Raw genomic sequence first — 2,022 nt, 5'->3', positions numbered from 1 at the left:
AGCCCGGTGATGCCGACCGCCGAGCCGACGCTGCCGCCGCGGGTTAGGTCGATGCCGGCGAGCCGGTTGCCCGAACCGTCGGTGTCGTAGCGCAGGCCGAGCTGGTCGATGGCGCCGACGACGCCGGGCACGGTGGCGTAGGGCTTTCCGTTGTAGCTGTAGCTCGGCGCCGTGTAGGTGCCGTCGCTGCCGAAGCTGCCCCCGAGCGCGGTCGCGTTCCCGGCGACGCCGTTCCCGACCGAGCGGAGCTGGCGCAGGTTGACCGCGTCGGTGTCCTGCTGGCCGCCCGCGACGTTGGTGATCTGCCGCTCCGCGCCCGCCGCGCCGACCGAGAGCTCGGTGTTGGCCGAGGACAGGGTGGTCGTGGTGTAGGCCTCGGTGCCGCTCAGGCTGCCGCGCAGCGCCATCGAGCCGGCGCCGAGCGCCACCGAGCGCGCCTTGGTCGCCGAGGCGCCGCTGCCGAGCGCCAGCGCCGAGCCGCCGACGGCGTTGGAATTGTCGCCGATCGCGATGTTGCTGGCGGTCGGGTTGCTGCCGGTCTCGCCGGCGACGGAGAGCCGGCCGAGCGCCAGCGCATCCTGCCCGTAGGCGCTGGCGATGAAGCCCTGGGCGAACGAGAAGTCGCCGACCGCGTAGGATTGCCGTCCCAGGGCGATGGCGACGTCGCCGAGCGCCTGGTTGTTGGTGCCGAGCGACAGGGTCGAGCGGCCGGTGGCGATGTTGGCGTAGCCGATCGCGACGCCGTAGGAGCCGGACGCGGCGTTGTTGGCGCCGATCGCGGTCGAGTTGAAGGTCCCGGTGCCGGCCGCGTTGTTGTAGCCGACGGCGACGCCGCCGGCGGCGCCGACGGTGGACTTCTTGCCGATCGCGGTGCCCGACGGCTGCGCGCCGGCATTGACCTCCCCGGGACCCGGCGGCGTGGTGCTGCCGTTCGCGCCGTTCCGGATGTCGCCCCCGGTCCCGGCCGTCGGGTTGCCGACGCCGTTGGCGTCCCGGTAGTTGATGATGCCCTGGTTGGTCGTCGCCGATTGCGCTGAGGCGCCCGAGCCGATCGCCACGGATCCGGCACCGGACGAGCTCGCGTTGTAGCCGCCGGCGAAGGACTCGTCGCCGCCGGCCGCCGCGTTCGGGCCGACCGCGGTCGAATTCGCTCCGGCCGAGGTGGCGCCGGTGCCGGCATTGTAGGCCTGTGCCGAGGCCGAGCCCGTCGCGGCGAGGCCGAGCGCCAGGGCCAAGGCGGTCGTGGTCAGCAGGTCGCGGTGCAGGCGCGCAGCGGGGCGGTCGCAGGGTCGATGGCTGGGCATGACGGCCGGTATGTCCTCAAGGAACGCAACGCAGAGATCTGGACAGGCAAGGCGATGCCGCCGGCACGCGTGCGCAGGGCGCGCATGCCCGGGGTGGATTTCGATTGTTGGTCAAATCCTGCCGTGATCGTCGGATGACGCCCGACGTTTCAGGCAAGTGTGCTGGTGTCTTTGCTCGACGCGACTTCCCGATCGTGACGCTTGATTATTTTCTTATTTCCAGACCCATTCGGCGCTATTTGCGTCGCTCGGGTCTCTATTTCAGCCTACCTTGCTGTTCGGTCCGCGCTGTTCATGACTGGTTATCATTAAAACGATGCTACGCGCGGAGATGATAGCGCTGCCTCTCAAAGGGACAGGGCGGCGGCGCCCGCACGGTCGTCTCGGCGGGCGGGCTCGGGCGCGGCCCGCCGCCTCTTCGATCTCACGGCGACGTGAACGCGCCCGAGCGATACGCCGCTGCGGGGGAGGCCCGCCGATCGCGAACCGGCATGGCCGGCGCGTTCCGCGACCGCGTCGGGACGGCGCCGGGAGAGAGGATTATCGTCTCCCCCGGGCGCCCTCGGGCCGACGTGGCACGCTTTCGCCCCATTGATCGGCGACACGAAGCGTCTTTTGCGGCAGGGCGTCGCGGACGAGCGCCGCGTCGCCCACGCCCCTTCCCCCCCCCCCCCGCCCCCCCCCCCCGGCCCCCAAGGAATAGGTTGGGCCGGGCCCC

The 2,022-nt window shown here is 71.6% G+C and carries 1 protein-coding gene; it reads right to left on the bottom strand.

Annotation, left to right across the window (positions count from 1 at the left end; genetic code table 11):
* A partial coding sequence (locus FV223_RS26275; protein ID WP_210247526.1) for a hypothetical protein occupies positions 1–1,304 on the bottom strand: 1,304 nt, incomplete at its 3' end.
* Positions 1,305–2,022 lie beyond the last annotated feature (718 nt).

The organism is Methylobacterium sp. WL116, assembly GCF_008039455.1.
In the GTDB taxonomy this organism is placed as follows: domain Bacteria; phylum Pseudomonadota; class Alphaproteobacteria; order Rhizobiales; family Beijerinckiaceae; genus Methylobacterium.
This window is presented reverse-complemented; position numbering and strand designations above follow the sequence as displayed.